The organism is Pontibacter diazotrophicus (genome assembly GCF_003367245.1).
Taxonomy (GTDB): Bacteria; Bacteroidota; Bacteroidia; order Cytophagales; family Hymenobacteraceae; genus Pontibacter; species Pontibacter diazotrophicus.
In genome coordinates, this window is sequence record NZ_QRGR01000040.1 from 24,017 (window position 1) to 48,453 (window position 24,437).

Annotated in this window: 16 protein-coding genes; 12 read left to right on the forward strand and 4 right to left on the reverse strand. The window is 49.4% G+C overall.

Annotated features, from left to right (window positions below; translation table 11 throughout):
• The first annotated feature begins 143 nt into the window (after nt 1-143).
• The 4 genes from DXT99_RS24285 to ytxJ are packed head-to-tail and all read left to right on the forward strand — an operon-like array spanning nt 144 to nt 3,169.
• Entirely contained in the window at nt 144-2,123 is a 1,980-nt protein-coding gene (locus tag DXT99_RS24285) for an alpha-ketoacid dehydrogenase subunit alpha/beta (RefSeq protein ID WP_115568192.1), read from the forward strand.
• Nucleotides 2,124-2,178: 55 nt separating this feature from the next.
• Nucleotides 2,179-2,391 carry a hypothetical protein gene (locus tag DXT99_RS24290; RefSeq protein ID WP_115568206.1) on the forward strand — a complete coding sequence of 71 codons (213 nt, stop codon included), beginning with the start codon at nt 2,179-2,181 and terminating at the stop codon, nt 2,389-2,391.
• 46 nt (nt 2,392-2,437) lie between these two features.
• Nucleotides 2,438-2,794 (forward strand): hypothetical protein, encoded by a 357-nt coding sequence (locus DXT99_RS24295; RefSeq protein WP_115568193.1) that lies wholly within the window; start codon nt 2,438-2,440, stop codon nt 2,792-2,794.
• Between the two features lie 33 nt (nt 2,795-2,827).
• Nucleotides 2,828-3,169: a bacillithiol system redox-active protein YtxJ gene (gene ytxJ / locus DXT99_RS24300; protein ID WP_115568194.1), complete on the forward strand. Its 342-nt coding sequence runs from the start codon at nt 2,828-2,830 to the stop codon at nt 3,167-3,169.
• A gap of 33 nt (nt 3,170-3,202) precedes the next feature.
• Here ytxJ and DXT99_RS24305 read toward each other — a convergent pair whose 3' ends face one another.
• Complete coding sequence (locus DXT99_RS24305) at nt 3,203-3,610, reverse strand: OsmC family protein (protein WP_115568207.1); 408 nt, start codon at nt 3,608-3,610, stop codon at nt 3,203-3,205.
• Nucleotides 3,611-3,683: 73 nt separating this feature from the next.
• Here DXT99_RS24305 and DXT99_RS24310 point away from each other — a divergent pair, with 73 nt between their 5' ends.
• From DXT99_RS24310 to DXT99_RS24330, 5 genes are all read left to right on the forward strand, one after another.
• Entirely contained in the window at nt 3,684-4,412 is a 729-nt protein-coding gene (locus tag DXT99_RS24310) for a hypothetical protein (RefSeq protein ID WP_246001012.1), read from the forward strand.
• 211 nt (nt 4,413-4,623) lie between these two features.
• Nucleotides 4,624-5,535 (forward strand): lipoyl synthase, encoded by a 912-nt coding sequence (gene lipA / locus DXT99_RS24315; RefSeq protein ID WP_246001013.1) that lies wholly within the window; start codon nt 4,624-4,626, stop codon nt 5,533-5,535.
• 461 nt (nt 5,536-5,996) lie between these two features.
• A complete protein-coding gene (locus tag DXT99_RS24320) occupies nt 5,997-9,746 on the forward strand; it encodes an ice-binding family protein (protein ID WP_115568196.1) in 3,750 nt (1,249 codons plus the stop codon).
• Between the two features lie 33 nt (nt 9,747-9,779).
• Nucleotides 9,780-10,718, forward strand: coding sequence for a PorP/SprF family type IX secretion system membrane protein (locus DXT99_RS24325; protein ID WP_115568209.1), 939 nt, complete (start codon nt 9,780-9,782; stop codon nt 10,716-10,718).
• 18 nt (nt 10,719-10,736) lie between these two features.
• Nucleotides 10,737-12,743 carry an OmpA family protein gene (locus DXT99_RS24330; protein ID WP_115568197.1) on the forward strand — a complete coding sequence of 669 codons (2,007 nt, stop codon included), beginning with the start codon at nt 10,737-10,739 and terminating at the stop codon, nt 12,741-12,743.
• Between the two features lie 224 nt (nt 12,744-12,967).
• Here the strand turns inward: DXT99_RS24330 and DXT99_RS24335 are convergent, their stop codons facing one another.
• Nucleotides 12,968-14,152, reverse strand: coding sequence for a PQQ-dependent sugar dehydrogenase (locus DXT99_RS24335; RefSeq protein ID WP_115568198.1), 1,185 nt, complete (start codon nt 14,150-14,152; stop codon nt 12,968-12,970).
• A 192-nt stretch (nt 14,153-14,344) separates the two neighbouring features.
• Here DXT99_RS24335 and DXT99_RS24340 point away from each other — a divergent pair, with 192 nt between their 5' ends.
• Complete coding sequence (locus tag DXT99_RS24340; RefSeq protein ID WP_246001014.1) at nt 14,345-16,636, forward strand: TonB-dependent receptor domain-containing protein; 2,292 nt, start codon at nt 14,345-14,347, stop codon at nt 16,634-16,636.
• A 9-nt stretch (nt 16,637-16,645) separates the two neighbouring features.
• Here the strand turns inward: DXT99_RS24340 and DXT99_RS24345 are convergent, their stop codons facing one another.
• Nucleotides 16,646-17,260, reverse strand: a complete 615-nt coding sequence (locus DXT99_RS24345; protein ID WP_115568199.1) for a DUF4136 domain-containing protein — start codon at nt 17,258-17,260, stop codon at nt 16,646-16,648.
• 246 nt (nt 17,261-17,506) lie between these two features.
• On the reverse strand, nt 17,507-20,425 hold the full coding sequence (gene gcvP, locus DXT99_RS24350; protein ID WP_115568200.1) for an aminomethyl-transferring glycine dehydrogenase: 2,919 nt from the start codon (nt 20,423-20,425) through the stop codon (nt 17,507-17,509).
• Nucleotides 20,426-20,696: 271 nt separating this feature from the next.
• Here gcvP and DXT99_RS24355 point away from each other — a divergent pair, with 271 nt between their 5' ends.
• The gene (locus DXT99_RS24355) at nt 20,697-21,941 is read left to right on the forward strand and encodes an NAD(P)-dependent oxidoreductase (protein WP_115568201.1); all 1,245 of its coding nucleotides are present in this window, start codon (nt 20,697-20,699) and stop codon (nt 21,939-21,941) included.
• Nucleotides 21,942-21,978: 37 nt separating this feature from the next.
• Nucleotides 21,979-23,406 carry a S41 family peptidase gene (locus DXT99_RS24360; RefSeq protein ID WP_115568211.1) on the forward strand — a complete coding sequence of 476 codons (1,428 nt, stop codon included), beginning with the start codon at nt 21,979-21,981 and terminating at the stop codon, nt 23,404-23,406.
• Nucleotides 23,407-24,437 lie beyond the last annotated feature (1,031 nt).

The window sequence follows — 24,437 nt, forward strand, 5'->3', positions numbered from 1 at the left end:
TATCTCTCAAACCGTTTAACAATTAAACCATTTAGCCATTCAACTTTTGAAATAAGAACAAAATTAAAAAATAGCGGCATAAATTTCAGGTCACCCGCCAATACATTAACTTGCCACCATATAACAAGGTTTCCTTTTTACAGATGAACTATAACATCCAAGACTATACCGAAGACGAACTGATCAGCCTTTACCGCGCTATCCTGAAGCCGCGTATGATTGAAGAGCGCATGCTTGTGCTGCTGCGGCAGGGCAAAGTGAGCAAGTGGTTCTCCGGTATCGGCCAGGAGGCTATCTCGGTAGGTTCTGCTCTGGCCTTAGAGAAAGATGAGTATATTCTGCCTCTGCACCGTAACCTGGGCGTGTTCACGAGCCGCGAAGTTCCTTTAGATCGTTTGTTTGCCCAGTTTCAGGGCAAGACCACCGGCTTTACCAAAGGCCGCGACCGTTCTTTCCATTTCGGGACAAACGAGCACCACATTGTTGGGATGATTTCGCACCTGGGGCCACAGCTGGCGGTGGCGGATGGCATTGCCCTGGCTGATTTACTGGAAAAGAAAGAGAAAGTGACGCTGGTATTCAGCGGCGATGGCGGTGCTTCAGAAGGAGATTTCCATGAGGCCCTGAATGTAGCGGCCGTGTGGGGACTGCCGGTCATCTTCATGATTGAAAACAACGGCTACGGTTTATCCACACCGAATAACGAACAATTTAAGTTCAGGCACTTTATAGATAAAGGCCCGGCTTACGGCATAGATGCCCTGCAGATTGACGGCAACAATGTGCTGGAAGTATATGATACCGTGCGACAGGCAGCCTCCAGCATCCGCAAAAATCCGCGCCCGATGCTGATAGAGGCCATTACATTCCGGATGCGCGGCCACGAAGAGGCCAGCGGCACCAAGTATGTGCCGCAGGAGCTGTTTGAGAAGTGGGCGAAGAAAGACCCTGTGGAAAACTTCGAAAAATTCCTGCTGGAAGAGCTCATCCTGACGCAGAAGGTGATGGATGGGATAAGAGGAGAGATAGCAGCCGAGATAGAGGCTGGGCTTCAGGCGGCTTATGCTACGCCGATGCCGGAAGCCAACCGGCAGGAAGAACTGGCGGATGTGTATAAGTCCTTTGACCAGGAAGTGATAAAGCCTTCTTCGGAAGGAAAAACAGAGCGTCGCTTTGTGGATGCCGTTTCGGATGCTATCCGCCAAAGCATGGAGCGTTACCCGGAACTGGTGCTGATGGGGCAGGACGTAGCGGAATACGGCGGGGTGTTTAAAGTGACGGAGGGCTTTGTGGATAAGTTCGGCAAAGAGCGCATCCGCAACACGCCATTGTGTGAGTCCGCTATTCTGGGTGTAGGCCTCGGGATGTCGGTGCGCGGTAAGAAAAGCATCGTGGAAATGCAGTTCGCCGATTTTGTGAGCGCTGGTTTCAGCCAGATTGTGAATAACCTGGCCAAAAGCCATTACCGCTGGGGTCAGGCTGCCGATGTGGTGGTGCGCATGCCTACCGGCGCAGGTGCAGCGGCAGGTCCTTTCCATTCGCAAAGCAACGAGGCGTGGTTTTTCCACACCCCTGGCCTGAAGGTGGTCTACCCCTCCACACCCTACGATGCCAAAGGTTTGCTGAATGCGGCCATCGAAGACCCGAACCCGGTGATGTACTTTGAGCACAAGCTGCTGTACCGCTCTATCTCACAAGAGATACCGGACGACTATTATACCGTAGAAATTGGCAAAGCCAGAACAGTGGCAGAAGGCACAGACCTGACCATTATCACGTATGGTATGGGCGTGCACTGGGCCAGCCAGCTGCAGCAGGAGCTAACAGACGCAAGCCTGGAAATACTGGACCTGCGCTCGCTGCTGCCCTGGGACAAAGAAGCCGTGCGGGATGCTGTTGCAAAAACAGGCCGTGTGCTTATATTACATGAAGATACCCTGACAGGCGGTATTGGCGGTGAGATAGCTGCCTGGGTTGGCGAGAACTGCTTCGAGCTGCTGGATGCTCCGGTAGCCCGTGTCGCCAGCCTGGATACGGCTGTTCCGTTTGCGCAGCCGCTGGAGCAGGAGTTTCTGCCAAAGCAGCGCCTTCGCCAGAAAGTGGAGGCCATGTTGGCATATTAAGCTATATTTGCTTATACTGTACAAATACTATATAAAAAACTTTAACTCCTGTGCCATGCGCATACTTCGGTCATTTCTTTTAGCCTCGCTTTGCATAGGGCTGCTGTTGGGCACGGGCTGCCAGCGTAAAGGTATTCCCTGCCCCAAGCCAACGGGCAATAAGAACCGTGTAAAAATGACCACACAGGCAGGACAGGGGTTTGAGGCCATCAAAGTACCCCGTGATAAGAATGGCAGAGTGAAGAAAGGAGGCTGGCGCATATGGTAAGCAAAGGAAACTACTTTTTTGAAGATCAGTATAATCTCCAGTGAAGATGGAAGTAAGGACTGTAAGAAGTGATGCGAAAAAGGCAGTGAAAGTTATGCTGCCCCTGGTGCTGTTGCTCCTTTTCGGAGCCCTGCCCGGTTATGGTCAGATTAGCCATAAAGCGCAGGAAAAGCATGGGCGGGAGATGCGCAAGTCTCTGAAAGAAGCTGCCAAAGCTGATATTGCTTACAAAGAAAGCCATCTGAATACCAATGCTTATACATTTAGGAAAGGGGCTGCTGCCCGCAGGCAGATAAAGCAGGATGAACGGGCCAGCTACCAGTTCAACGAGAGAGGCAAACCAATGAGATGGTTTCATTTCCTGAAGAAGAAAAAGTATAAGCGGGAACAAAAGAAAAATTAAAAACGAACTAAAGAAGGAAAAGGAGAGACAGCTATGAACTGGCACCCGCTAACAAGCCCGGAGCAACTGGATGAAGTAATACAAGAATCGAAAGAGACACCGGTGGTGATTTTTAAGCACAGCACCTCCTGTTCTATCAGTGCCACGGCTAAGAGCCGCATAGAGCGGCAGTGGGAAGGCGCTGGCTTAGACCATGTAAAAACCTATTACCTGGATTTGCTGCGTTACCGGCCCGTGTCGAATGAGGTAGCCGAGGTGCTGCAGGTAGAGCACCAGTCGCCGCAGCTGTTGCTGGTGCAGGATGGAGTTTGCACCTACAATGCCTCCCACATGAGCATAGGTGTAGATGCCTTGAAGAAAAAAGTAACGGCGTAGAGATAATTATCAGGCTGCCACGCCGTTAATGCTTTAGTACTGAAAAGTTACCGTCTGTTTGATGTCAGGGTGCAGGCTAAGTGCTACAGGGCAGGTGCGGGCAGCATTTTCCAGCATCGCCTTCTCTTTATCAGAGTAGGATTTGCCGGCCGGCATGGTGAAGTCTAATACCACCTCTGCTATGCGGCGTGGCTCAGCAGCCATAATCTTTGTGGTTTCTACCGCTATGCCGTCAATGTCGATACCGGCGCGGTTGGCGACAATACCCATGATGGTCATCATACAGGAGCCCAACGCGGAAGCAACAAGGTCAGTTGGTGAGAAAGCCTCCCCTTTGCCGTTGTTGTCGACAGGGGCATCGGTGATGATAGTATTGCCGGAGGCAAGGTGTTGAGCAGTAGTGCGCAAGCCTCCTTGGTAAGTGCTGCTTATAGTAGCCATAGGTATAAACTCTGTTTTGATATCAGCGTAAAGATACTTACTTTTATACAATTCAAAACTCAAAAATTACTTGGTGAAATCCCTTATAATCCTGCTTGCTTTTGCGTTGTTGGCAGCCGCTCCGGCTAAAGCCCAGTCCGAGGAAGATGAAGGCTTTCAGAATGAGCTGAGCTATGGCGTTAATTTTAACTCCAATGGCGGCCTTATTGGAGGCGCTTTCATTCGTTCTACTTTTTTCATGAACGAGAACATGTACCAGTTTGGTGCCATAGAGGTTGTAGAAGTAAAGCACCCGAAAGAAAACCGCTATTTCAGCCCTATTTCCGGCGAGTCCTTTGTGGATGGTAAACAGAACTATTTTTTTGTAGTGCGGCCGCATTATGGCCGTGACCTGGTTTTGTTCCGGAAGGCGCCGGAGTCGGGGGTGCAGGTAAATGCCCTCGCAGCTGCAGGGCCGTCACTTGGCCTGCTGGTGCCGTATTATATTGATTATAACTATGGCGGGCAGGGTACTGATATCCGCACAGAGCAATACGACCCGAGCCGCCACCTCGACAGAGACTACATCCTTGGTAGCGATAGCGTGCTTAGGGGGCTCGGAGAAGCTAGCCTGAACCCCGGTGTGCACTTAAAGGCAGGTCTCACCTTTGAGTATGGCCGCTACCGTGAAAGTATTGCCGGCATAGAGGTAGGCTTTCTGGTAGAGCGCTTTCTCAACACACCCGTCATCATCCCGGATGCTGATAATCACAAAACGTTCACTTCCGTTTACCTGAACCTGTACTACGGAAGCCGTAATTAGCGCACGTTTAAATCGGGTTCTGAATGTGCAAATGGATGTTGCCAGGTTCTGGAAACATCCATTTGCAGCTTTTAAGACAAAGTTTAAACACGCTTCAAACCCATCCCCCGAACAAACAGAGCAGTCACTTTGTTATAGAGGCAAAACCTGTGAGGGTTACATTTTTAGCCCAAGGTTAACCTCTTAACCTATAACTTCCTATCTTTGCACCATGGATGAATTAATGACACTTCCGGTTATACAGCCTAATGCACAGCCCGAGGGGCTGAACGCGCTGGGCCAGCCACGCAAGCCAAACTGGCTGCGTGTAAAACTACCGGTTGGGAAGGAGTACGCCAAAGTAAGAAGCATTGTAGACGAATATAAACTGCACACCATCTGCGAAAGCGGCAACTGCCCTAACATGGGTGAGTGCTGGGGTGCAGGTACAGCCACCTTCATGATCTTAGGCAATGTATGTACCCGCAGCTGCTCTTTCTGCGCTGTGGCTACCGGCCGCCCAAACGAGTACGACGAAGATGAGCCGCGCCGTGTGGCAGAGGCCATCAAACTGATGGGAGTAAAACACGCCGTGATTACTTCTGTGAACCGCGACGAACTGAAAGACCGTGGCGCTGCCGTCTGGCACGATACGGTGAAACAGGTGAAGCTCATGTCTCCCGCTACCACCATCGAAACGCTGATTCCGGATGTGAAAGCAAGCTGGGATGCCTTGATTACGATGATCTCTCCAGGGCAGGAGGTTGTGTCGCATAACATGGAGACAGTAAAAGAACTGTACCGCCGTGTACGCCCGCAGGCGAAGTATGACCGCAGCTTAGAGCAGATCCGTCGCACCAAGGAATATGGCAAGCGAACCAAAACCGGTATCATGCTGGGCCTCGGCGAAACTCGGGAGCAGGTGTACCAGGCCATGGATGACCTGGCAACCAATGGCTGCGATATCCTGACCTTAGGTCAATATCTGCAACCAACCAAGATGCACCTGGAGGTGGCAGAGTTTATTCACCCCGACCTGTTTGATCATTACCGCGAGGAAGGCTTGAAAAGAGGAATCAAGTATGTTGAGTCTGGTCCGTTAGTGCGGTCATCTTACCACGCAGAGCGCCACGTAAACGTTTAATATAAACTGTACATAAGCAAAGAGTATAAAAAACCCGGCTACATAGGATGTAGCCGGGTTTTTTATTGCACAATTTTCAAAGGAATTATTTTTGAAGTTAATCAAATTATAGTGCTGCATGTAATGCTATTGAGGTTTTAAGAATAAAATGTATTTTATTTCTTATATATTTAAACATATAGTTTTATTATATATAAATATCATTACTTTTGCTTTTAGAAACCATGAATGTCCCGATAGCTTTTTCTACAGGCACTGTTAAGCGGATGCTTTAAGTTCCTCTGGTATAAATTAGTCAGTATATATAGATCGATTTATATATCTTATTACAATTTTTTCTTTATTTCGGAAACAAAATAAAGAAAGGCAAGTATATATTGGAGAGTATATATATGTACTTATATCTATTTATATTTGAATTAATCTAAAAAGGAACTACCATTTTGCTTTACTAACACTATATGAACCGAGCTTTACTTCTAGTCTTTTTCTTTCTGACTTTGGGCGTTTCCCTTAGCCTTGCACAGTCAGACCCAGCGCTAAAGAGGGCAACCACCTTCACCGTGCTGGCTTCCACAGAAATAATCAACAACGCAGACCAGACGGGGGTGACAGGAAACGTGGGGGTGCATCCGGGTACCTCCATTGTTGGCGAAGAGCGAATGAGCATTTTACAGGGACGTACCGAAAAAGGTACTGCCATTGCCGCTAATGCTCAGGAAGATGCGCTAGCCGCTTACAACTTTTTCTTAGCACAGAAGGATGATCCCAAGGCTAAGGAGCTTTCCCCTATAATTGGAACCGGGACAACGTTAACACCGGGTGTTCATAAGATAAGCGGAGACCTCAGCTTGCAGGGCAGGCTGACACTGGAGGGATTGGGTGACGATAATTCTGTTTTCATCATCATAGTGGATGGCAATCTCCTGTCGGAATCCCCTAATGCCAGTATTATAGGGCAGAATGGGGGCCACGAAAAAAACCTTTTCTGGATCATAAGTGGAGAAGTGAGGTTAGGTAGTATATCTGCTATGAAAGGCAATATGCTGGCTAAAAGAGATATAATATTGAATGGTGTAACTGTAGAGGGCCGCGCTATATCGCTGGAAGGTAAGGTTGTGTTCAATGGAGAAAAGAACAACTTGTATCTGCCTTCCACTATAGATCCCAACTTAAGTGTTGTCAAAACAGCGCCTGCTAGAAACTACCGTGTAGGCGACCACATTACTTACACCATTTTAGTGCATAACGAAGGTCCGGGTACGGCTACGGTCGTGAATATGAAAGAGCGATTCCCGGAAAGCCTGCGCTATATACCTGGCTCTGCTGTTCATTCTGTCGGCGTGTTCGACGAAAGCAATTATATCTGGTCATTAGACTTCCTGCAGTTCGGCGAGAGCCAGGAGATAAAGCTTACGTTTGAGATTCTAAGCGCAGGTCAGATTGTCAATACAGTTATTGTAAAGAGTGAAGAGACAAAAGAAGAAGACCCTCCTGTCAAAGATGAGGTAATCATTGAAGTTCCTGAAATTAGCTCAAACCTCAACGTTACGAAAGTAGCTGCAGGTGCACCTTATTATGTAGGTGGCAACGTGACCTATACCATCACGGTGAACAATGCAGGCCCATACGATGCAAAAGCAGTAACGCTGACAGAGGTGCTTCCGGAAGGTTTGGAGTTTGTATCTGCCGCTGTTAGCCAGGGTGCTTATGACAATACTACAGGGCTTTATACAATCGGCGACTTAGCAGTAGGTAGCCAGGCAACGCTTACACTGATAGCGAAAATAAACGCACCGGGAAATATTGTAAACACAGTAACTGTATCGCCTGGTGGTAATGTGCCGGATTTAACACCGGGTGACAATACGGGTGGAGAAGAAATTGAAGTAACCTGCGAACCGATAACAGCAGTTGAAGTTACAGGTGCTTCGCTTGTTTGCGAAGGAACTAATGACGTCAAGTTCACTGCAACACGAATTCCAGGAGCTACTTACAATTTTACCCTTACAGATGGCCTTTCAAAGGTTTCACAGACGGATAACAATATAACTGTAAATGTTACTACTTCAGGTGTAGTGCAGGTAGAGATCACAGACAAGTGCGGTAACACCTATACTGCACTCAAAGCGATAACCACCACTACTTTACCAAATGCGCCAACTGCTATAACTGGTAGCGCAACAGTATGTGTAGGTAACCAGGTAACATACAGCACTGCAGCAATAAACAGAGCCGATAGCTACGTTTGGGATGTGCCAACTGGCTGGACGATTGTTTCAGGAGAAGGCACCAGGACAATTACGCTACAGGTTGGCAACACTCCGGGCAGTGTAGACTTAAGCGTGGCAGCTGCCAATGCATGCGGTAACACAAGCACTGCTACTATAGCGGTACAGGTAAACGAAATACCAGCAGCTCCTGCAGCCATCACCGGCGAGGCAATTGTATGCGCAGGAACGGATGCAACTTACAGCGTGGCTGCCGTAGCAGGTGCCACCGGCTATACCTGGACAATGCCAAATGGCTGGCGCATCGTTAGCGGGGAAGGTACGGCAAGCGTTGCCTTCAAGGTTGGCGAAGCAGGCGGTAACATCACCGTAACAGCAGACAATGGCTGTGGTAGCAGCCCGGTTACAACACTAGCAGTAACAGTAAACGACAAACCCGAAACTCCCGGTGCCATCACCGGACCGTCTGCCGTGTGTGCCGAAGGAACAGGTAATGTGTATAGTATAGCTGCCGTAGACGGTGCTACAGGATATGTGTGGACGGTGCCTGATGGCTGGACAATCGAGAACGGGCAGAATACTACCAGCATCACCGTAACAGCCGGTGAAACGGCAGGTGCCATCAAAGTAAAAGCAACAAACGAATGCGGCGACAGCGGAGAGCGCACTTATAACAGTACCATCAACCCAGTGCCGGCAGCTCCGGTGGCTATCACTGGCGAGGCAACTGTATGCGCCGGCACGGAAGCAACCTATGCAGTGGCTGCCGTAACAGGTGCCACCGGTTATACCTGGACACTGCCAACTGGCTGGAGCATTGTAAGTGGCGAAGGCACAGCACAGGTAACCGTACAGGTTGGCTCCGCAGCAGGTGCTATCAGTGTAACAGCTGACAATAACTGCGGTGGCAGTTCTGCAGCAACGCTGGCCATAACGGTGAATGACAAACTTGCCGCTCCGGCTATAACAGGAGAGGCAGGGGCCTGTATCGGAGAAAGCCTGACCTATACCATTCCTGCTGTAACAGGCGCTACAGGTTACGCCTGGGCAGTGCCGGCTACCTGGACATTGGTTAGCGGCCAGAACACAACGAGCATTGTAGTGGAAGTAGGTGAAGAGGCAGGTCAGGTTACAGTAGGCGTGATAAATGATTGTGGTACAGGCAATGCCGCTACTTTAAATGTGGCTCCAGTGCTGGCTCCGACCGAAACAAATGAGATTGTGGGTAACAGTGCCGTGTGTGAGTACGGAGAGACAGTAACGTATACCCTCGCTACTGTAGAAGAAGGCGTAACCTACACCTGGGCAGTACCTGCCGACTGGACACTAGTGGATGGCCAGGGAACAGGCACCATCACGGTGAACACAACAGCAGCTGCAGGAACCATCTCTGTTATTGCGACAAACACCTGCGGCACCGCTCAAAGCATTTCCAAGGATGTCAGCATCACAGTGCCGCCGGTTTCACCAGGTGCCATTATAGATAACAGCAACGTATGCGACGGCCTGACTTACACCATTGATGCGGTGACAGGAGCGACAGGTTATACCTGGACTGTTCCGGCAGGCTTCACCATCACCTCAGGTCAGGGAACAACCACCATCACCGTAACAGCGGATAGTCCGACTGCAGCGGGTCAGGTAACTGTGTCCGCCCTGAATGGTACTTGCAGCAGCATTGCCGCCAGCGCAACAATAGATGTCTCACTTGCCGATGGCCAGCTTAATTTCCCGAAAGCCTTTAGCCCGAACGGAGACGGTAAGAATGATACCTGGATGATAACTAACCTGGAGAAGTTCACCGCCAATGAGGTGACCATCTTTAACCGCTGGGGTTCTGAAGTATACAAAACGAGCAACTACCAGAACAACTGGAGTGCAAGTAAATTGGGGCCAGGTACTTACTTCTTTAAGGTAAGGGTAACATTATGCGAGGGCGTTGTAAAAGAGTTCACTGGCTATACAACCCTTTTCCGATAAGCAGTGGTTATGAAATCTGAAACTTTAATGAATATGAGAATATTTTATCTATTGCTGGCGCTGCTGTTCACAACAGCAGCCAACGCACAGCAGAATCCGCAGTACTCCCAGTACATTTTCAACAGCATGGGAATTAACCCGGCTTATACCGGAAGCAAAAACGTGCTGAACCTGAACGCCTTCCACCGTTCGCAGTGGACAGGGGTTGACGGGGCGCCCACTACGCAGTCGCTGGCTGTGGATGGCGTGCTGGCAAACGACCGGCTGGGCGTGGGCCTGAACCTGACACGCGATGAGATTGGTGCGCAGAGCACGCTCAGCGCCTATGCCAACATCGCTGTGAAGCTGCAGCTGAGCGAGAACTCTGTGATAAGCTTAGGTTTAGCGCCTGGCCTGGTGCAGAACATGATAGACGGCACAGCACTCGGCCACTTTGAGGGTGACGACGCGATTCCTTCAGGCAAAGAGGTATACATTAAGCCTGACGTTAAAATTGGTGCCTACTATCATACAAACCGTTTTTATGCTGGCCTGTCTGCTTCAGACCTGTTGCAGTACAAAGACATGGAGCAGATAGAGCCGGAGCGCCACTTCTATTTCACGACGGGTTATGTTTTTGATGTAAGCCCTTTTGTGAAAGTAAAGCCAAGCGTGCTCATTAAAGAGGATTTCAACGCACCGGCTAACATCGACCTGAATGCCTTTGTGCTGCTGGGCGACCGCCTGTGGCTGGGCAGCTCTTACCGTACCAGCATGAACCTGATGGGTGAAGCGGAAGGAGAGGGTTTAAGCAGACCTACGGCAGTGGCGCTCATCGCGGAGCTGCAAGTGCTCAAGACACTTCGCCTGGGCTACTCTTACGATAAGATGCTGAACGGCCTGAGTGGCTACAATACGCATGAAGTTTCCGTTGGATACTACTTCTTCAAAAAGAAGAAAGAGACAAAAATGCTCACACCACAGTACTTTTAACAATTAGCGCTTACACCTATGAAATATAAATACACACCCTTATGTTTAGTTGTGGCGGCGATGTTAGGTTTTGGACCTGTGGCGCATAGCCAGTCGTCCCTTCGCAAGGCAAATAAACAGTATGAGAATTACGAGTTCGCTTTGGCGCTGGAAAACTACCAAGAGGCCATCCAGAAACGCACACCAGATTTAGAGACAGCCACACGCATTGCGGATGCATACCGCCTGACGCGCCAGACAGAGCAAGCCGAAAACTGGTACGGTAAAATAGTGAAGATGACCGGCCGCGAGCCGATGAACCTGTTCTACTTTGCGGAGGCACTGCGCAGCAATGGCAAGTATGCGGAAGCAAAAGAGCAGTATATGGCATGGGGCGAAGAGATGCCTGACAAAGCGGAGCAGGCCCAGGAGCTGATAGAGGCAACAGAAATGGCAGCCAGGTGGATGAAACAGCCTGCCGTGGCCAAGGTAGAGCCGCTGCAAGTATTAAATTATGCCAACTACTCCGACTTCAGCCCAATGCAGTACGGTAACAAAGGCATCATCTTTACTTCTGACAGGGGAGTGAAGCCTGTCACCGGCGATAAAAAGAAAGATCAGGCGCAGTTGCACGGCTGGACCGGCCGCCCTTATCTGCAGCTGTTTACTGCTGAGCAGGATGTGCAGGGTAACTGGGGCAACCCAATGCCACTGCAGGATGTCATCAACTCTGATTATCACAACGCTACTGCTTCTGCCGCTGAGGATGGTAAAACGCTCTACTTTACCCGCACGCAGGTAATGCAGAGAAAAACACATGTAAATTCTGACCCAACCAGTTGGGTAAAAGCGGCTGAGCCAGAGGTGAAGGATTACGTGAACCGCCTGGAGATATTTACAGCTGAGAAACAAAGCGGAAACTGGAGCAATATTCAGCCTTTCGTGTACAACAAGGTAGAGGAATATTCAGTAGGGCACCCCGCACTGTCACCCGATGGGCAGGTGCTGTACTTTGTGTCTGATATGCCGGGCGGTATGGGCGACACAGATGTATACTACTCCCTTCGCAAGGCTGATGGCAGCTGGGGTGAACCGATAAATGCAGGAGTTGTTGTCAACACGCCGGGCCGTGAGAGTTTTCCTTATGTAGATGCCAAGGGCAAGCTATTCTTTGCTTCTGATGGCCACGTAGGTATGGGTGAACTCGATATCTTCTCAGCTGAGGGAACACAAGGCAACTGGCAAAAAGTTAAAAACCTGGGTTACCCGGTTAATACGCCGAAGAACGACTACGGCATCATGTTTACTGAGCCGGGCAAGAAAGGGCTTCTCTCTTCTAACCGCGATGCCAGCAATGGAACGGATGACATATTCACCTTCGATATCCTGAATAAGCCGGTAGTGCTTGCCATCACTACACTCGAGCGTAAGCAAGACAAGCAGAAGCGTACTGTGCAGGAGCTTCTTCCGGAAACAAGAATCGTAATGGCGCAGAAGAGTTTAGAAGATTCTACTGTGTTTGTCACAGACAATAGCGGTAAGCACTTCTTAGATGGCAGAGCAGGGGATACCTATACCTTTATGGGTGCGAAGCACGGTTACCTGAAAATGCAAACTACTGCAGAGGTACCAGCTACAGCCCCTGACACCGTAGAAGTTGTGTTGCTGTTCGATAAGAATGAGCTGGAGAAAGCCATCGTACTGGAGAACATCTACTACGACCTTGACAAATCGGATATTCGTACGGATGCTGCAAGTGAGCTAAACAAGCTGGCAACGCTGCTGGAGAACAACCCGCAGATTGAGATAGAGCTGAGTGCCCACACCGATAGCCGCGAAAGCCAGGATTACAACCAGATACTTTCAGAGCGAAGAGCGCAGGCTGCCGTAGATTACCTGGTATCCAGGGGCATAGACAGAAGCAGGCTGACGGCCAAAGGCTATGGTAAAACAAGACTGGTGAATGGCTGCGGGGATGGTGTGGTATGCCCCGAGGAAGATCATCAGAAGAATCGCCGTACAGAATTCGTCATCAAAAAGAACTAACATCACTATCAGTTGGTTCATGCGCATTACATTTTAACTGTCTGCAGATTCCCCTCCTGGGGGTAGGGGTGGGTTTTGCAGAACAGCTTCGTGCGAAGTATCCAATTGATAACGGTATAATTCTAACAAACACCAACAAGAAAGCGGCTACCCAGTTGGATAGCCGCTTTTTCATTTAAAATTATTTTTGCTTTCTGTCTTTTAATCTTCGTTGTATCTAAAGCTTACTTCTTGGCGGCTACACGATAAATAACACCATTATCATCATCCGCAATCAGAAGAGAACCATCCCGGTGTTGTGCTAAGCCTACTGGCCGCCCGAAATGGGACTTGCCATCCTCCATTAAGAATCCGGTTACAAAATCTTCAATGCGCTTAGGCTGGCCGTTTTCAAAACGCACCCGCACTACATTATAACCAACAGGTTCGCTTCGATTCCAGGAGCCGTGCATTGTTGCAATAGCGTCTCCACTGTATTCCTGCGGAAATTGTGAGCCAGTGTAAAAAATGAAGTCCATAGGAGCAGCGTGTGCATCATACATCAATACAGGGAATTCTGTTTTCTTTGCATATTCTTCCCATGTCATACCTTGTGGCGGCTCATCGGCCAGGTTGGCTTTGCCGTCTTCGAACACATAAGGCCATCCGTAGTTTCCTCCATCAATAATCTTATTGAGTTCCTCCTTCTGTGTCGTGTCTCCCAGCCAGTCAATACCGTGGTCGAAGCCATAGAGTTCCTTTGTTTGTGGATGCCAGTCAAAGCCAATTAGGTTGCGCAGGCCTTTGGCGTAGATGCGGCGGCCGGAGCCATCCGGTTTCATCTGTACCAGTGTGGCGTTTTCTTCGTGTGTCTCCCCACAGGCATTACATGTACTGCCTACCTGTATATACAGCAATCCATCAGGCCCAAACTCAAGGCTGCGATCAGGGTGCTGACCGGCTTCCGGAAAGCCATTGGCTATTTCCTTCAGTTCTCCGAGGCTGCCATCTTTGTTGATGGTAGCAGTATAGATTTCATTCACCGTCATCAGGTATGCTTTTCCGTCGCGAATAGCAATGCCATGCATGTCTTTTTTAGTGGCAACCACTTTCTGCTGGTCGGCTTTCCCGTCGTTATTCGTGTCACGGATCATGGTCACGGTGCCTTTGTCCCGGTCTGTTGCATACACGGTGCCGTCAGTATGCACGGCCAGCATGCGGGGCTTGTTGAGGTTTTCGGCAAACTTGGTGATAGTGAAGCCTGCAGGTACTTTCAGCTGGCGCACCCGTTCGTCGGTGGCGGGTACTTTAACAGGTTTATAAATGTGCCCTTCCATAGAGGCGCTTATCGGCTGGTCGCTGTTTTGTGCCGTGGCAGCCGAAAAAGTGAAGGCTAACCCTACTGCCAATACGGTGTTAAATGTTTTCATAGTTTTACTTTGTGTCTTGTGTCGTAGCGGCATCCTGAAACAGGATGCTTTCTGTTTAATTCTTATCTATAACTTGAAGTATGGAGAATTGTTACAAGCAGGTACCAAGGGTGCTTTGCTGAAAGATAATAAAATAGTGTTCAAACCTTGAGCAGCTTCTTCCGTTTTGAGATTATTACTAAACAGTTTCTGATGAAGATTTCTTTACCTCTATCCTCCTTTCTCCTCTTTTTTTTGATGGCTTTTCTGCCGCAGGCGCTGCTGGCCCAGCGGCTTGTGAGTGGCCGGGTGCTGGACGCCCGTAGTGAATTACCACTGGAAGGTGTTACCGTTACGGCCAGTACCGGGGAGCAGGCTATTACAAACGAGCTGGGTGACTTTGGCTTATCCGTGTCGGAAAGAGCAAGAAGATTAGTCTTCAGCTACCTCGGCTACACAACACAAAGGGTAGCGGTTCCCCCAACCGGTGAGGAACTGCGTGTGCTCCTGCAGCCTAGCGCTGCCAGCCTGCAGGAGGTAGTGATAACAGGGTATGAAAGTAATCGGCCCTTGCTGCAAACCCCCGGAGCTGTGAGCCTGATAGAGCGGGAGGTGATAGAGCGCTTCGATGAAAGCTCCATTGTAAGAGCCGTGAACACAGTGCCAGGTGTGCGGATGGAGGAGCGTGCTCCCGCCAGCTACCGCCTTTCTATCCGGGGAAGCACCCTGCGTTCGCCCTATGGTATCCGGAATGTGAAGATGTACTACGACGGTATTCCTTTCACAGAAGCCAACGGTACAACAGCGCTGAACCTGATGGATGCTGCTAATATTGGAAGAATTGAAGTGCTGAAAGGCCCTGCAGGTAGTATTTACGGTGCTGGTACAGGCGGCACCGTGTTGTTGGAGCCAAGACGTGCCGCTCCAGGAGAAAGCGCTTTGCAGGTTGGTGCCACCACGGGCTCCTATGGTTTCAGGCGGTATACGGCCTCCGCTGGGTTTGGCAGCGAGAAAGCCAATGTGCTGGTGCAGTATTCAAAACAGCAGTATGATGGTTACCGTCCGCAATCAGCCATAAACCGTGATGTGCTGTTAATTACATCGGAGTTTTACCCTTCTGAGAAAAGAACGGTCGGGGCAAATATTATTTACTCCAACCTGTACTATGAGCTGCCGGGCGGATTGACACGGGAGCAGTATGAGGAGAACCCACGGCAGGCGCGGGGCGGCATGTTTGGCAGCGAAGCACAGAATGCCTCCATGAACCAGGAAGGCATCAACGTGGGAGTGAAGCAGGAGTATAGGTTCAATGACCAGTTCAGGAATAATACCGTGTTATATGGGCTGCATCGTTTCAGGGACCATCCCTTCAATACCGACTATGAGCGCAACGCCAGCCAGGAAATCGGTGGTCGCACCAGCTTTGTTTATGATATGAACCTCGGAAGTATAGGAACTGCTTTTACAGTAGGAGGTGAGTTTCAGCGGGGTTTCGAAGCGTCCCGCACCTACGACAACAATGGTGGCGAACCAGGCGACCTCCGCTCCGACGACGAAGTGGTGGCAAAGTCAGGATTCCTGTTTGCCCAGGCCGAGTTTGAGCTGCCTGCCGATATTATTGCCACCGCTGCACTGAGTTTGAACGACACCCGCTACGAAATAACACGGCTGCAGCAGGTAGTCACCGGCGACTATATCTATACCCGTGATTTTGAGGCGGAGCTTTCTCCAAGAATAGCCCTGCTGAAGCAGTTTTCTAATAATATATCGGTCCATGCCAGCGTAAGTTCAGGCTTTTCTCCTCCCACCGAAGAGGAGATACTCACCTCCAACGGCATTTTGAACGAAGATTTAGAAGCAGAGCGAGGCACAAACTATGAAGTAGGCGTACGCGGGTTTGCCTTGGCAGACAAATTGAGTTTTGATGTGGTCGCCTTTTACTTCCGGCTGAGTGAGACCATCGTGAGCCGGCAGGATGTGTCGAGTGTGGCTGTATTTAGAAATGTGGGCTCTACCAATCAGAGAGGAATCGAGACAAGTATAGGCTATACGTTCATAGACAAGCCAGAGCAGGCGCTGAGTTTGCTCAAAGCATGGACCAGTTATACCTACAACCATTTCCGTTTCGACGAATACCAAAGGGACGAAGATGATTTCTCTGGCAACAGGTTAACGGGCACAGCGCCACACGCTGCCACCGCAGGCCTCGATCTCAACACTAGCCTAGGCTTTTACTTGAATGCGACAGGCACTTACGTGGATGAGATTCCGCTGGACGACGCCAACACAGTTTACGCCGATAGCTACCTTGTGCTGGGAGCGCGGGCTGGCTTTAAGCGGCAGCTAGGCTACCACATCGGGCTGGAGATTTTTGGAGGAGTGGATAACCTGACAGATGAAAAGTACAGCCTCGGCAACGATCTGAATGCTTTTGGCGGCCGCTATTTCCAGCCTGCCCCCGACCGCAACTACTATGGCGGTATTAACATCAGCTACAGGTTGTGAGGTGTAGCTTTAGTGCGTAATATCAGGTGTTGGAGGGAACCGTGACATAATGTTTGCCACAACTACGGGTATATAAGAGTTCTCCAGGGCAGCAGGGTCTATTTCAGAATCGACCCAGCCACGCCAGACCAGCTCATTTGTGTTTGGATCAATGAGATCTATCACCAGGGTGCCGATGTTGTATCTTCTGATGTCCATATAGTTTGGCACACCTGCATAGCTGTAACGGTAGCGATACCCATACCAGTAGGCGTAGCCATAACTTGGAGGCAGGTTAGAATCCTGCGTCACGAGTTGGGCTGTATCTACTGCAATGTCGTAAGCCACCAGTAAGTCCGGCGTTCCATCCACTACCAGGTCTAACCCTTGTTTCACAAGTTCACTGGCCACGGCTCCCTTTACTCTATCATCTACAAGTGTACTGAATGCAGGGCCTGAACCTCCTGCAACAGGAGTCGGTACTTCTGCCCGGTACCAGCCAAAGGTACGGTACTTCCTGTAATTGACGGTGGGGTCATACACATACTGTACATCTGCCAGTGGAAGGCGGGCGCACCCGCTCGCAGAAAGCAGGAAAATAAATAGCAGGAAAAAAATGCCAAAGGGTGTGGTGGCTTTCATCATTTTAAACTCCTCTTGATATCTAAAGGATGTAACGAGGTATATACGGTAGCTGTTGTAACGGCGCCAGCGGCAGTGCCTCCAGCACCGGAATATACAAAATATTGAATGATTGTTCTAATTATTCCTGCTACACATGCTTTAGGCTGATTTCTATATAGGAGCCACTCTTTTGGGACAGGCACAAAAAAGCCCCGCAACAAAAAATTGCTGCGGGGCTTTCTATTTTAACAGGAGTTGAGCGTTAGTTTAGCCTACAGCTACCATCTCATTTCCATTCTCATTATAAGCCTCAATTGGGGCACAGGAGCAGATCAGGTTGCGGTCGCCGTATGCGCTATCGATGCGGCTAACAGTTGGCCATACTTTGTTGTCGCGCAGGTAAGCCATCGGGAATACTGCCTTCTCACGGCTGTATGGTCTTTCCCAATTCTCTGTCATCACAACTTTTAAGGTATGCGGCGCATGCTTCAGCACGTTCGCTTTCTGGTCTGCTTTGCCGTCTTCAACCTCGCGGATTTCTTCTCGAATAGATATCATCACATCGCAGAACCTGTCCAATTCTTCCTGTGCCTCAGACTCTGTTGGCTCCACCATCAGCGTGCCGGCAACCGGGAAAGATACGGTAGGCGCATGGAAACCGTAGTCCATCAGGCGCTTCGCAATATCTTCTACCTCTACACCCACTTTCTTGAAGTTACGGCAATCGAGAATCATCTCGTGTGCACAACGGCCTTTAGAACCTACATACAGCACAGGGTAATGCTTCTCTAAGCGCGCCTTAATGTAATTGGCGTTCAGGATGGCAACTTTGGTTGCCTCTGTCAAACCTTCGCCGCCCATCATGGCAATGTAAGCGTAAGAGATAGGCAGAATAGAAGCAGAACCCCAAGGCGCTGCAGACACTGCATTAATAGCCTCACCACGGCCTAAGTCCACCACCGCGTGGCCCGGCAGGAACGGAGCCAGGTCCTTCACCACACCGATAGGTCCCATGCCTGGGCCACCACCACCGTGAGGGATACAGAAGGTTTTATGCAGGTTCAGGTGGCAAACGTCGGCTCCGATGGTAGCCGGAGAAGTCAGGCCAACCTGGGCATTCATGTTGGCACCGTCCATATATACGCGGCCGCCGTTGTCGTGGATTATCTGGCAGATCTCGATGATGCTCTCCTCATACACACCGTGTGTGGAAGGATAAGTCACCATCAGGCACGAAAGTTCGTTTTTATACTGCTCTGCCTTCGCACGCAGGTCAGCCACATCGATGTTTCCTTTCTCATCGCACTTCACAATCACCACTTTCATGCCGGCCATTACCGCAGAAGCAGGGTTGGTACCGTGTGCAGAAGAAGGGATAAGCGAAACAGTACGATGGTGGTCGCCACGTGACTCGTGATAAGCACGGATAACCATCAGGCCGGCATACTCACCTTGTGCACCGGAATTAGGCTGCAGCGACATCGCATCAAACTGTGTCACCTCGCACAGCCAGGCCTCCAGGTCAGCGAAGATCTGCTGATAGCCTTTTGTCTGGTCAGCCGGGGCAAAGGGGTGCAACTGTCCGATTTCTGGCCAGGTTACCGGAATCATCTCTGCTGTGGCGTTTAGCTTCATGGTGCAGGAGCCGAGTGGAATCATGGAGTGCACCAGCGAAATATCCTTGTTCTCAAGAGACTTCATGTAGCGCGTCATCTCCAGCTCTGAATGGTGCTTGTTAAACACCTCGTGCTGCAGGTATGCACTCTTACGGATCAGGCTGTCGGCCCAGGTCACGTCTGTTTCTGCAGAAAGTTCGTCTATGTTTAACACATCGGCAGGTTTGCCAGCCACCTTCGCGAATACCGCTAAGATATCCTTCACATCCTGCAGCTCTGTGTTCTGGTTAAGCGAAATGCCGATGTTCTTTTCACCAAAGTAACGGAAGTTGATACCTGCAGCTTCTGCCTCCTGGCGGATGGCCTGCTGCAGGTCGGCACTCTCTACTGCTATTTTCAGCGTGTCGAAATACTGCTCGTTCTGCTGCTCAAAGCCTAAGGCCTTTAAGCCGTTTTCCAGTTGCTGCGTCAGAGCATAAGTGTTCAGGCCAATGTACTTCAGGCGGCGTGGCCCGTGGTAAACGGCATACATCCCCGCCATCACGCCCAGCAGTACCTGCGCTGTACAGATGTTGGAAGTAGCTTTCTCGCGGCGGATGTGCTGCTCACGTGTCTGCAGGGCCATGCGGTAAGCCTTGTCACCTGCCGCATCCACAGAAACACCAATAATGCGGCCCGGGAGCACACGCTTGAAAGTATCTTTTGTAGCGAAGTAACCAGCGTGTGGTCCGCCAAAGCCCATCGGCACACCAAAGCGCTGCGTCGTGCCCACTACGGCATCGGCACCCATCTCACCCGGAGGTGTCAATAAGGTAAGCGAAAGTATATCCGCAGCCACTGCTACCAGTATATCCTGGGCATGGGCGCGGCTGATGAAATCTGTATAATCGTATACCGCACCGTCGGCAGCCGGATATTGCAGCATAGCGCCGAACAACGTCTCGTCTTCCAGGTTGGCTTCGCGATGGTTTCCTATTACCAGTTCAATGCCAAGCGGCGTGGCACGCGACAGCAGTACATCTATTGTTTGCGGCAGCACTTGTTCCGATACAAAGAAACGGGTGGCGTTTTTGCGGGAGCCTTTGCGCTGTGAGAAGAACATACCCATTGCCTCGGCAGCAGCAGTGCCCTCATCCAGCAAAGAGGCATTGGCAATCTCCATCCCCGTCAGGTCCATCACCATTGTCTGGTAGTTGATCAGCGCCTCCAGGCGGCCCTGGGCAATTTCGGCCTGGTAAGGAGTATAGGCCGTGTACCAGCCCGGGTTCTCCATAATGTTGCGAAGTATAACCGGGGGCACCACCGTATCATTGTATCCAAGGCCGATGTACGACTTGAATACTTTATTCTGCTTTGCAATCTGGCTGAACTTGTTCAGGAAGTCTTTCTCAGAAAGAGCCTTTGGCAGGTTCAGTGGTTTTTTTAAGCGAATGGCGGCTGGTACCGTCTCCTCAATCAGTTGGTCCAGCGAGTCTGCCCCAATAGTCTGAAGCATATACTGCATCTGCTCTTTATCGGGGCCGTTGTGGCGCTCCTTAAATACATCTGCAGGTTTGGTTTTAAAAATCATAACGGAATATAGATTGGGAATTATGGTTGCAAATAGTAGAAAGCAGCGGACCTCCGCCATTCTCAGTAATTTTCTACAAAAGTAATAGTAATTGTTTATTATATTGAAGCATCAAAACTAAATAGTTAGGGCTTTAACCTGCTATCTGTTGCTACTTACATGATATTGCCTTTATGTGCAATACAGCCTTTCAACTATAACAGGTAAAAGCACTTTTTGCTTGCTTTAGTCTAACAAATTTGATCCATCAACAATTCAAAAGGGCACATTCATGGGCAAGATCAAAATTGGCATTGTAAAGGAAGGTAAAACACCGACAGACAAGCGCGTACCGCTCACTCCAAAAAAGTGTGTGGAAGCGCTGGAGAAGTTTCCCGAGATGGAGATTGTGGTGCAGTCCAGTGATGTCCGGAGCTTTGCCGACGCTGAGTATGCCGAGCTGGGTATTCCGGTACAGCAGGACCTGCACGACTGCGATATTCTGCTTGGTGTAAAAGAGGTGCCAGTTGATTTGCTCATTCCCAACAAGACCTATTTCTTCTTCTCCCATACGATAAAGAAGCAGCCGCAAAATGCCAGACTGCTTCGGGCCATCCTCGATAAGAACATTACGCTGGTAGACTATGAAACACTCAAAACCCCACAGGGGCAGCGTGTAGTAGCTTTTGGCCGGTATGCAGGTATAGTAGGGGCCTATAACGGTATGCTGACCTATGGCAAAAAATGGAAACTGTTCAATCTGAAGCCAGCTTACCTGTGCCATGAGATGGAGGACATGCAGGAGGAGTTTTTCAAGGTAAAGCTGCCGCCGGTAAAGATTGCCGTAACCGGAGGAGGACGTGTGGCCAGCGGAGCTATGGAGGTGCTGGATAAGATGGGTATAAAAAAAGTTAGCGTGTTCGATTACCTGTACAAGCAATTCACAGAGCCGGTTTACGCCCAACTGCATTCCGGTGACTATAATATGCGCCCGGATGTAGAGGTGTGGGACTCACCTGACTTTTATACCAATCCACATTTATACAAGAGTACGTTCCGGAAATTCACCCGCGTGACCGATCTGCTGCTGGCCTGCGCTTACTGGCATCCGAACGCACCTAAATTGTTCACAGAGGAGGAGGCACGCCAGCCAGATTTTAGAATAAACACCATTGCAGACATTACCTGCGATGTCAACGGTTCTATTCCCACCACCAAGCGCTCCACCACCATACAGGAGCCAGCTTTTGACTATAACCCGGACACAGGAGAACTGGAGCCAGCCTACAGCCGCCCGGAAAACATTACCGTAATGGCTGTGGACAACCTGCCTTGTGAGTTGCCGCGCAATGCCTCCCGCGACTTTGGCCGCCACCTAATCGATAATGTGTTTCCGCACCTCTTCAACGGAGATGCAGAAGGCATGCTGGAGCGCGGCACTATTGCCAGAGCTGGTAAACTAACGCCACGCTATAGTTACCTGCAGGAGTATGCTGATGGCGCTACTACAGGTAAGCAGAAGCAAAAGGTGGCATAGTGGAGGTTGGGCTTAACGAACGATGAAGAAATTATTTATGAAAAAAGCACTATGGATAACACTGCTGTTGTCTTTTGCTTCAATTCAGGTTCCATTAGCCCAGGGGAGTGAGGTGAAGTTTTCTGCCTCTGACGTGAAAGCTGATTTAGAATACCTATACAATACGTTAGAGAAGTCTCACTATGATTTATATGGGTATGTGAACAAGAATAAGTTTGATGCCGCTTATACAGCTATCCAAAAATCAATTAGCAAAGACTCTTTAAGCCTCCTGGAGACAACAAAGCGCTATCAGAAGTTTGCAGCTATCGGAAATACAGGTCACAGCGAAGTTGATTTCCCAGCCCAGTCATACATAGCTTATGCTCAAAGAGGAGGGACGGTTTTTCCTTTGGAACTGGCTTTCGAGGATGGGGTAGCTTATATTAGAAAAAGCTATGCAGGTAACTCGAACGTAAAAGCCGGGGTTCAGATACTTAGCATAAATAACACATCCATTAAATCACTGCAGAAAGAGATACACCCTTACATTTCCGCTGAGAGACCTTATTTCAAGGATGCAAAACTTGAGTTCTGGTCGTTTCCCAGGCTATACTGGTCAGTGTTTGGAGAAAAAGCAACTTTCAACATTAAGACAAAGAGCCCTGAAGGGATAGTGGGCACACACAAGGTAGAGGCTATCCCTGTGATGGACTATGAGACAAAGAGAGGCGGTGAGATTTTAAAAGAGGAACGGACCTTTCATTATTTCGATGATGTCGCCTATCTCAGTCCTGGCCCCTCTAGTTCTCCAGATGCAGATGGCGAAGAAAAGTTCAAAGCGTTTATTGACTCCGCTTTCTCAGACATAAACATAAAGAATATTGAAAATCTGGTTATTGACTTTAGAAATAACTCCGGGGGGCACAATGCTTATAGCGACTACCTGATAGCCTACTTTGCAGACAAGCCTTTCAGATGGTATTCGAAGTTTCATCTGAAGACCAGTGAAGTTCTGAAAGAGCAGACCAGGCAGAACGCTCCTGCACAAGATATGGACAGCTATACAAAAGCTATCTTGAACCATAAAGACGGGGAAGTTTTTGAATATGATTTGCCAATCCAAAATCCAGTTCCCGATGACAAACGGTTTAGGGGGAAGGTATATGTATTAGTGAACCGCCAGACTTATTCCATGGCTGCCGTAAGTGCAGCGCTTATTCAGGATTATGGGTTTGCAGAAATAGTGGGTGAAGAAACCGGAGATGTGCCAACCTTGTATGCCTCCCAGTTCTCCTTTCCCTTACCTAAAACAGGCATCATGGTGAAAGTCCCTAAAGGGTATATTATTCGTCCAAATGGTGATGAAAAGTTATCTGGCGTAATACCGGATTATAAAGTAAGGGATCATCTGCTAGACAATAAGGATGAGGTGCTGGATTATACCCTGAATAAATTACTTAACCCAAGCACACCTAAGCAGTAGCTGCACACCTGTTTGGCACGTGCGCAGGTACCTTCATCAATGAAAAAGAGTGAACAGATGCCATGACATAAGTTTACATAGTATCAAATGCAAAGAGGTAGTTGCTCCTGCCTTTTCTATGTCCAAGCTTGCTGTCAACTATAAGAGAAAATGTAAACCTTTCCTAAGCGTCTTCGGCAAAACTTCTGATGTGCGGGAACTCCCAAGGCTTTTTACCCCGTGATTACCCCGTGCCTGAGACGCAGGTAGCAAAAACAAACAGGCTGTAGAAATTTATTTCCCCTTTGGAACTTCAGGCTGCTTTGTGCATGTTAATCCCCAGCAACCGGCGCTGAAAGGGGGCCGGGAACAGTAAAAGAGAGCGGGGCAAGCCATAGGAAAGGGCACCAGTCTTGCCTCCTTGCGCGAATCAGAGAGGCCTCGGGCAGGCCGCAGCAAAAAAAACAGCAAAGTTTTCCGAAATTCTTTCCCGCGCAGTACCAGTTACTTGCGTGGAATCAGGCAAGGGGCAGCAGCTTTTCTTACAAGCGGCGCTTGCGGATAGGGGAAAGATTGCTACTTTTGCATCCCCGTTCGGCAGGGACGGGAAAGAGAGAGTGAAGCGCAGTACAGAGAGAAAAAAGTTCTCCTCACTGCTTGCAAAGCGGAAAAAGCTTCTTACCTTTGCATCCCGTTTCGGCAGGAGGCGGTCAGTGAGAGGCTGCTAACACAGGCTCTACGGACAGAGAAAAAGAAAGAAAAAACTTCTGCTCTGGCATTGCGGAAAGCAAAACTCTTCGTACCTTTGCAACCCGCTTCAAAAGGAAGCAGAGAGGTCGTTAGAGAAAAGGAACAGGAAAATAAAATCTTCCTTTTCATTGCGGACTAAGAAAAAGATTCTTACCTTTGTATCCGCTTCCTCAAAACAGGGCAACAGGCCTTGCGGAAACAAGAGAAAAACACCGGCAGTTGTACTGCCACAAGGAAAAGAAAGATGTTCTTTTCACTACGTTCTTTGAGAGATTGATTGAGACAGAAATTTAAGGTAATCC